This is a genomic window from Shewanella sp. M16, assembly GCF_018224605.1.
In the GTDB taxonomy this organism is placed as follows: domain Bacteria; phylum Pseudomonadota; class Gammaproteobacteria; order Enterobacterales; family Shewanellaceae; genus Shewanella; species Shewanella oncorhynchi.
In genome coordinates this window covers 112,382-122,451 of the sequence record NZ_JAGTUL010000017.1, presented here as the reverse complement: position 1 = coordinate 122,451, position 10,070 = coordinate 112,382, and the positions used below count along the sequence as shown (strand labels likewise).

The window sequence follows — 10,070 nt, the reverse complement described above, 5'->3', positions numbered from 1 at the left end:
TAACATTCGCCGACGGCACTCCTGCAACGGGCTACAGCTATAACAACGGCGTGATTACCTGGACTGCGGTCGTGGCCGAAGGCAAGACCATTACTGTCACCGCGACTCAAACCGACAGCGATGGCAACACCTCTGCACAAGGCTCTGACAGCGCCAAGCTCGACACCACTGCCCCGATTGCACCGACCGTGTTAATCGTCGATGACGGCACTCCTGGCGATGGCCTGCTCACCCAAGCAGAAATCAACAGCAACGGTGCTGGAGTGCAACTGCAAGTCAACGTTAACCACGCAGAACTAACCCAAGGTGGCATCATTAACCTGACTATAGTTAATGGCGGCACAACAACCAATGTCGAGTTGAAACTTGATGCCAATGGCGCGCTTATGCTTGCAAACGGCAATCCAGCTACAGGCTACAGCTACAATAACGGCGTAATCAGCTGGACCGAATCTGCACCTGCAGGCGGCCAGAGCATCACAGTCACCGCGACGCAAACAGATAAAGCAGGCAACACCTCCGTACAAAGCTCTGATACCGCAATAGTTTATACCCCTGGTAACTGTAACATTGTTGTTAATGAAAGTACTTTACGTGACGGTATACCTAACATTGTAAGTGGAGCGATTAATTTCACTGCAGGTACGCAAGCACTAACAGCATTTAACTTTAATTCCTCATCGATAAATGCCGTAACGAACCTTGCTGGAAACAATATAACTTGGGCGATTGCGACTAATGGAGCGTTGATTGGTTCGATCAATGGTGTTCAAGCTATCATATTAACCTTAAGCGACATCTCGGCGATCGCCCCAGGAACATCTGGCAGTATTACAGTCAATGTGAAGTTGCTAGATAATCTATTGCAAATTAATGGCTTAAATGGTGAAAACCTAAGTACTTTAATTAACGGTATCGTTATTGAAGGAACCACTGCTAACGGAAGTGTAGTAACTGGCAATGTTAGCGTTGAAATCGTAGATGATGTAGGTACAGCCAAAAACGACACTGGCAGTGTCGATGTTATCGTGGATAGTTTTATCGTATCTGGCGTTGTGGCAAATTGGACATCATGGACAAATGGCACAAGCGTAACCAGGTTCGATGGTACAAATAGTCCTAATGGTGGTGGCACGGATAATGACAGTGGTTTAGATCAGATCAGATGGGGGAATCCAACTAATACCTATCAATCTGGCTATGGTTTTATCGATAATGACAGTGCATTAAATGGTCAGTTCTCATTAAACCAAGATATCATTTTAGGTACTTTTACCCACTATAATTTCCCAGTCTCTTCAGGAGGAGCAATTACCAAAGCAAGCATGGATGTCACTTTCTCGGTTACTGATGCCTATGGGGTAGTCACACCAGTGACCCTTAAAGTCAACTTTGAACACAATGAAACGCCTAACACCAACGATCCTGAAGCATCAAAGGATATTATTAAAGTCAGCAATACGAATGTAACCTTTGAATATCAGGGGGCAATTTATACTCTGCAGGTAATTGGTTTTAGGGATCCAATTACTAATCAAGTTGTGACTGAAATTAGAACGTCTGAAAATGATGCAAGTAGCTATGAACTAGTTGTGCGTGTAGTAGCTGGTAATGGTTATGAATTACCCTCAACTACTGGCAATGTGTTAGCTAATGACGTAATCAGTGCTGATGATATCACGGTAATTGGTGCCGCAGCGGGCAACCAAACAGGTTCAGGTACCTCTGGCAACTTAGGAACCATTATTTCAGGGCAATATGGCACGTTAATCATCTTCGCCAATGGTAGTTACACTTATACAGTAACAGCCAACGCCTCTGCGATTCCGGCTAATGCAACGGAAACCTTTACGTACACCATGCAAGATGCTGATGGTGATAAATCCAGTGCATTACTGACTCTAAATGTAAATACCGTTAATGCAAATACGCTTAAAGCGGCTCAAGATCAAGATAGTGGTCCTGAAGATACTACTGTAATCGGTAATGTGCTGGATAATGATGGCAATAAAAATACGTCAGTCACTCATTTCACTGTTGCTAACAATGCCGCTCAGCATGCCGCTGGTAGTAAAATCACCTTAGCAGAGGGCGAACTGACTCTCAATGCAGATGGTAGCTATACCTTCAAACCTGCCGCTGATTGGAATGGTCAAGTCCCAGTGGTTACCTACACCACGAATACGGGAGCAACAAACACGCTGACCATCAAGGTAACGCCTGTTGATGATCCAACGATAACTGAGGCAGATAGCAAAACCATTTCTGAGGATGCCTTAGCTAATGGTAACGTGTTGGAAAATGATACGGATGTGGATAGCACATTATCCATTACCAGCTTCCAGGTGAATGGCACAACCTATAATGCCGGTAATGTTTGGTATCAATTACCTGAAGGCAAGCTGCAATTGAAGGCAAATGGTGAATACAGCTTTGATCCAAAAGATCACTGGAGCGGTTCATTGCCTGAAATCACCTACACCACTAATACAGGTGCCACAAGTACATTGAATATCACTGTTAAAGCAGTAGCAGATGTACCTAACCTGACAATTAATGGGTACACCTCTGTTGCTGCTATCAACTTTGAAGATGCCAAATTCTCTGGCAGTTGGGATGGTGTTAAGGCAAATGACATTAAGGGCCTAAATACTATCGGCACTTGGCATACCAGCAATAAAGGTGGCCAAGTTGAGATTGGTTATGAAAGTGTCTACGTCTCTGGTGGCTCCAATAGCAATAAAGTCATGGAAATTGAGTTCAATGGTGGCGATAAAACCTTATATACCGATATTCAAGCGGATGCTGGTCGATTCTACGAACTCGGATTTGATATTGCGGCCCGCTCAGGTAGCGTAAATACCTCTGGACTGACGATTAAGCTTATTCCGCTAGATGCTCAAGGCAACCCATTAAATGCTCAAGCCATAACGCTATACGATTTCGATCCAACGAATGCTAATTGGTTAAGAGATCAAAAGATCACCTTACCTATTGATCACTCAGGTAAATATCGTTTGCAGTTTGAAGGAGATAATGGGGACTCATACGGTGCATTGTTGGATAACTTAGCATTTAAAGTGGTAGACAATATGGGCTATCGCGGTGAGTTTATTAAACTCAGCAATATTTCGTCGTCGCTCAAAGATACAGATACTTCAGAAACACTGAATCTTAAGCTGCAAGGCTTACCTGAAGGCGCTGTCCTGAAAGATGCTGCGGGCAACGAAGCTACCGTAGGTGTTGATGGCACTGTGGATATCAGCAACTGGGATAAATCCAGCCTACAGATTAAAGTCACTAGCCATGGCAACTTCACCATCACTGTGGTGGCTACGGCGACTGAAACCAGTAATCAGGACACAGCGCAGAGCACTGCGGACTTCCAAGTCACCGTTCTGCACCCCAACAATATTGTCGGTGGTCAGAGTGTTGATTCATTCATCATGACCGATTGGATCAATAATACAGCTCAATTTGCCGTTAATTTAGGAGGATACGGTACTGTCGCTTCATCATCCAAGACTCAGTACATTGCTAAAGATACTGAGCTGCTGATTAATGCTGGCAATAGTAATGATTACATCGACCTTGGTGTTTCTACTGCTAACAATATTGTGAACACAGGCAGTTCTTTGCCAAACCTAAATAACCCTGTAGTCACTCAGGCAGAGATCCTTAGTAGCAAATTTATGGCTCAGGATGATATCACCACCGATGCAGGTACATTGATGGCTGATGTGCTGCAGCCACTGCAACCAAAAACTGACACTGTTAACCTTGGTAGCGGTGATGATACAGTCTATGGTGATCAAGGTAGTCAACTTGTCTACGGTGGTAGCGGTGATGACTTACTGATTGGCGGCGAAGGTATTGATGGCTTACGCGGCGGTGACGGCAACGACACTCTGATTGGTGGCCTTGGTAATGACGTTCTACGTGGTGATAGCGGTGCTGATACCTTCGTCTGGCGCTATGCAGAAACAGGTATAGACCATATTACAGACTTTAATGTGAATGAGGACAAATTGGATCTGAGTGACTTGCTCCAAGGTGTAAATAGTAACGACCTAAATGACTATTTAAGCTTTAGCTTTGATGGCGGCTCAACTTCGATAACCATTGATACAGATGGTAACGGAACAAATACGGCAACCCAGTTGATTATTCTTGATGGCGTGGATTTATCTAAAGAGTATGGTGTGACCAGCGATGTTGGTATTATTAATGGCTTACTCGGTACCAATGGTAATGGTCCGTTAATTGTTGATACTCAGCCAATTGTTGTAGACCCTGAGCTCAAGCATGAACCATTGAAAACTACAGAACTATTCTAGAAATAAAATTGTGAACAATTTAGTTTTAATAACTAATTGGATGGCCTATAGAAATATAGGCCATCATGACCGATACTTGCCATAACCATATAAAAATCCAAAGGATAAGTAATTAGGTGTCTGCTGCAGCTTCTGAAAAAATTGATCAATGGACCATTTCAGCCTCACAAAGAGTGTTAGTGGATCCTTTGCTGGATTGTTTAGTGTTACTCACTGAGCATTTTGGCAATCCGTGCTCGAGCGATTCGCTTGCGGCAGGTTTACCCTTGTCAGGTACCGTGTTATCACCCGACTTATTGCCTCAGGCAGCTTCAAGAGCGGGGCTAGCGGCTAAGCTGTCTCGAAAAGGCTTAAACGAAGTATCACCTATATTGCTCCCCTGTATTTTATTATTAAAAGACAAAAAAGCCTGTATATTGCGAGAACTTGATGTTGCATCAGATAAAGCAATTATTCAATTACCCGAGACGGGCGGTGAAGAGACACTGACAATTGAGTCGCTCGAAGCCTTATATGTGGGATATTTATTCTTAGTCAAACAAGAATACCGTGGCGACATGGGCTTCGATGTTTATCTACACGATAATAAAACCCACTGGTTAGTCCAAACCCTCAAAGATTCAGCACCCATTTATCGTGATGCATTAATCGCTTCTGTATTGGTGAATTTATTCGCCTTAGTTTCACCGTTATTTATTATGAATGTGTATGACAAAGTCGTCCCAAACCTCGCTTTTGAATCCCTTTGGGTTTTAGCGATTGGTGCGGCGATTGCTTATATGTTCGATCTTATCATGCGGCAACTTAGAAGTTACCTCATCGATGTTGCAGGAAAAAAAGTAGATATTATTGTGTCTTCGCGACTTTTTGCTAAAGCGATAGGTATTCCCCTAGAAAAACGTTCTCCTAGTATCGGCGGCATGGCGAAGCAGTTAGGTGAATTCGATAATATTCGTGAAATTTTAACTTCGGCAACGATCACAACTTTAGTCGATCTCCCCTTCGCGATATTTTTCTTAATTATTATTTTTATTGTCGCTGGTGATCTCGCTATAGTTCCTGTCATTGGCGGCATAATCATTATTGGCTTCACGCTTTATATTCAACCTAAACTCAAAGCGGCAATCGAAGAAGGCAATAAATTTTCAAGCTTAAAACATGGGCATTTAATCGAGAGCTTATCAGCGCTAGAGTCAATTAAAGCTAATGGTGCTGAAGGAATTGTGCAAAAAAGCTGGCAACAGATGATAGGCCACAGTGCAAACTGGCAATTAAGGTCAAAAAAGCTCTCCAACTCAGTATCGAACGTAGCGAACTTTACGGTGCAATTTACCGTTGTCTGCGTGGTGATTTTGGGCGTTTATCGTGTGGCTGATAATGCGATATCTATGGGCGGAATTATTGCTGCGGTTATGCTATCGAGCCGCGCCATTTCACCTATGGCACAACTTGCAGGCCTGATGACGAGAGCAAACCACACAGCTAGTGCACTACGCCAACTGAATGAAATCATGACTCAAGAAGATGAGTTTGAAAATAAAGGGCATTTAGTTAGCAAACAAAGACTCATAGGCAAGATCAATGCTGATCATGTCGGTTTTAGTTATCCAGGTTCTGAAAAGCCTGTATTGCATCCGATGTCGCTGACGATTAATCCTGGCGAACGCATTGCCATTATCGGTCGAAATGGTTCAGGTAAAAGTACGCTAGCTAAGCTACTGGTCGGGCTATTTCAACCCACGGCAGGAAGCTTGCGCTACGACGGTTTAGACTCAGCACAGATTCATCCGAGTGATTTACGTCGTAATTTTGGATACCTACCCCAAGATGTCACCCTATTCCATGGTTCTATTCGCGACAATATTTTATTTGGTACACGTCAAGTCACTGAACATCAACTCATCCGCGCGGTACAACTTTCTGGTGTGAGTCAATTCACCAACTTAGAAGCAGAAGGCCTAGACCAACAGGTCGGCGAAGGCGGCATGTCACTCAGTCGCGGACAAAGACAAACTGTCGCTCTTGCTCGCGCCACACTGAATGATCCCCCAGTGTTACTGATGGATGAGCCTACGGCGAGTTTAGATGCTCGCGCTGAACAACAATTTATTCGTTCAATGCAAAATGTCAGCAAAGATAGAACGTTAATTCTTATTACCCACAAGATGCATTTATTGCAACTCGTCGACCGCATTATTGTACTTGAACGCGGCCATGTGGTTGCCGATGGACCTAAAGCAGAAGTGCTAGAAAAACTCAATTTTGGCCTAGTGAACGGAGAGGCTAAAAGATGAGTAAACATTTAACAACAAACGACTTAGACATGGTTGATGATGTCTATGGCGCCATGATGACAGACGCTCCCAGCGGACACAGATTAATCATATGGGCACTTGCTGCTATGGTAGTGTGTTTTTTACTGTGGGCGGGGTTTGCTCAATTAGATAAGGTTACTACTGGAACGGGAAAAGTGATTCCTTCATCACAAGTTCAAGTGATCCAAAGTCTAGATGGCGGCATAATGCAAGAACTCTACGTTCAAGAAGGTGAGATAGTCACAAAAGGGCAGCCTTTAGTGCGTATTGATGATACCCGCTTTCGCTCCGACTTTGCTCAACAAGAGCAAGAGGTTTATGGCTTAAAAACCAATGCTATCCGCATGCGCGCCGAACTCGACAGCATTCTAATATCAGACATGACCTCTGATTGGCGTGAGCAAGTGCTTATCACTAAAGAAGCATTGATATTCCCTGAGGCTATCATTGCTGCAGAACCCGCCTTAGTGAAAAGACAACAGGAGGAATACAACGGGCGCTTAGATAACTTAAGTAACCAACTTGAGATCCTCGTACGTCAAATTCAACAAAGACAGCAAGAAATTGATGATCTCGCCTCTAAAACAACGACATTAACGACGAGCATGCAACTAATATCCCGCGAGCTTGAACTCACTCGACCTTTAGCCAAAAAAGGTATTGTTCCTGAAGTTGAGTTACTCAAACTCGAACGCACGGTAAACGACTTGCAAGGTGAATTGAATTCAATGCGTTTACTCCGCCCTAAAGTAAAAGCGGCATTAGATGAGGCTATCTTAAAACGCCGTGAAGCCGTATTTGTTTACGCTGCAGAGCTGCGCGCGCAGCTCAATGAAACTCAAACCCGCCTCTCTCGCATGAATGAAGCACAAGTTGGCGCGCAAGATAAAGTCAGTAAGGCGATTATCACCTCCCCTGTTAATGGCACCATTAAAACCACGCATATCAATACACTGGGTGGTGTAGTGCAACCTGGGATCGATATTATTGAGATAGTACCATCGGAAGATCAACTGCTGATAGAAACTAAAATCTTGCCTAAAGATATCGCTTTCTTACATCCAGGATTACCCGCCGTAGTTAAAATTACCGCCTATGATTTTACCCGCTATGGCGGCCTTAAAGGAACTGTCGAACATATTAGTGCCGACACTTCTCAAGATGAAGAAGGCAATAGTTTTTATCTCATCAGAGTTAGGACAGCAGAATCTAGTTTAACCAAAAACGATGGCACACAGATGCCAATTATTCCGGGGATGTTAACTTCAGTTGACGTTATCACGGGGCAAAGATCCATACTTGAGTACATTTTAAATCCAATTTTAAGGGCTAAGGACACAGCGCTCAGAGAGCACTAAGCCTTTTTTTATTAACCGGGAGGTTGGTCATGAAGACTTCAGCAATACGACAATTTCAATGTTCAAAGATAGCCATAGTGCTGTCATTAATCCTGTTACCTTTATCGGCTCAAAGTCAGACGTTAGAACAAGCCGTTGCACATACGCTAGATACAAACCCAGATTTACGAGTGGCATTCAACCGCTTTAAAGCGCGAGAAGAACAAGTTAATCAAGCGATAGCAGGCTATATGCCAACTATTGATGTCAATGGTGGCTACGGTTATGAACAAACCGACAGCGTATCGACACGTAGACGACCCAATATCGGCGAAGTCGATAGCAAAGGGGTGGCTGAATTAAATCCCGGAGAGTTTGGTGTTAGCATAAAACAAATGCTTTTCGATGGTTTCTACACCAGCAGTGAAGTTGATCGTTATAGTTTTGAAGCTAGCGCAGACCAGTGGGCACTGCTTGCTGCAGCTGAAGATATGGCACTCGATGTCAGTAAAGTCTATCTCAACTATTTACGCACCGATGAAGTGTTAAAATTAGCCGAGAAAAACCTTAACAGCCATAAAGAAATTTATGACCAGATTAAACAACGTACTGACTCAGGTTTAGGCTCAATCGCAGACCTATCACAAATCTCGGGACGTTTGGCGCGTGCTAATGCTAACGTTATTTCTGCTCGCAACAATTTACTTGATGCAAAAGCACAGTACGTCAAAATTGTAGCGTCGGCTCCGGCAGACTTAATATTACCAGTGCCAGATGCAGACATGCTGCCAAAGGATCTTAGCTCTGGCATTATTGTTGCGCAAGAGAATCACCCCATACTCAAATCTGCAGCAAACGATATTAGTGCCGCTGAAAATGAACGCTCTTCAGTACAATCCAATTACTATCCTCAGGTTTCTTTAGAACTGAATGGTAACTGGAATAACGATATTAGCGGCGAAGATGGAATATCGGGTGCTGGTGCTTTCCGCAGTGATGTGGGTGGTCATAGTAACGATCTCGTCGCCATGGTGAGGGTGAGATACAACTTATTTGCGGGTGGTAAAGATCTTGCCCGTGAAAAAGAAACTGCTTACAAGTTAGGTGAAGCAAAAGAAATCCGCCAACGTGCCCAACGTGAAGTTGTTGAAGGGGTAAACCTAGCTTGGAACGCATTTGAAATGCTAGCGCCGCAAAAACAATATATTCGCGATCATGTCGTGGCCGCAAAGGATACTCAAACAGCCTATGCACAACAGTTCAACTTAGGCCAACGCAGTCTACTCGACTTATTAGATACCGAAAATGAGCTCTTCGAGGCGCGTAAAGACTACTTACAAGCTGAATATGATGAAGTTATTGCTAAGTATCGCGTGCTCAATTCTACAGGGCGATTATTAGACTCACTTAAAGTCACTAGACCTGATGCGTGGCGCGGAGAGCGCAATTATGAAGGAGGAGCTAACAAATGAAAACTCTCACATTTTTTCTAAGTGTCACTCTTTTAGCTGGTTGTTCGATGCGCGATACGGTTAATATTGACGAAATGGTCACAACTCAAACCTATGATCTATCTGATAAAGATAGCGATGGTGTCATTGAAGCCCGTGAACGCTGCAACGACACAGCCCAAGGGGCAGGTATTGATAACTATGGCTGTGGCAAAATAAAAGCGATTAACGAGCGAAAGGAAATAAATATTTTATTCCCGAATGACTCTGCTTATATTGCGCCTGAGTACTATCCTCAAATTGAAGAGGTGGCTATTTTTCTACGTCAGTATCCAACGACCAAAGTGACTATCGAAGGTCACACGAGTCGCACAGGAACCGATGAACGAAATACAGTATTATCTCAAGAACGTGCAAATGCTGTCACCGCAGTACTGGCTGAACGCTTTAGTATTGATAGAAGTCGATTAACTGCTATTGGATATGGGTCTAGCCGCCCAATTGTTTTAGAACAGACGCCGGAAGCAGAAATTCGTAACCGTCGTGTTGTTGCAGAAGTCACTGGTGATGATACGGCAGCAGACATGAAATGGACAATTTACTCGGTCGATGACAACTCAAAATAAAGGA

The 10,070-nt window shown here is 43.7% G+C and carries 5 protein-coding genes; all 5 read left to right on the top strand.

The window, feature by feature from the left end:
• A partial coding sequence (locus KFE26_RS13095; protein WP_212600654.1) for an S-layer family protein occupies window positions 1-4,337 on the top strand: 4,337 nt, incomplete at its 5' end.
• Window positions 4,338-4,453: 116 nt separating this feature from the next.
• A complete protein-coding gene (locus KFE26_RS13090; protein ID WP_105250446.1) occupies window positions 4,454-6,631 on the top strand; it encodes a type I secretion system permease/ATPase in 2,178 nt (725 codons plus the stop codon).
• Window positions 6,628-8,010 carry an HlyD family type I secretion periplasmic adaptor subunit gene (locus KFE26_RS13085; protein ID WP_131523362.1) on the top strand — a complete coding sequence of 461 codons (1,383 nt, stop codon included), beginning with the start codon at window positions 6,628-6,630 and terminating at the stop codon, window positions 8,008-8,010. The genes KFE26_RS13090 and KFE26_RS13085 overlap by 4 nt, the downstream gene beginning before the upstream one ends.
• Window positions 8,011-8,039: 29 nt before the next feature.
• Entirely contained in the window at window positions 8,040-9,461 is a 1,422-nt protein-coding gene (locus KFE26_RS13080) for a TolC family outer membrane protein (protein WP_212600653.1), read from the top strand.
• The gene (locus KFE26_RS13075; protein WP_105250449.1) at window positions 9,458-10,066 is read left to right on the top strand and encodes an OmpA family protein; all 609 of its coding nucleotides are present in this window, start codon (window positions 9,458-9,460) and stop codon (window positions 10,064-10,066) included. The genes KFE26_RS13080 and KFE26_RS13075 overlap by 4 nt, the downstream gene beginning before the upstream one ends.
• Window positions 10,067-10,070: the final 4 nt, after the last annotated feature.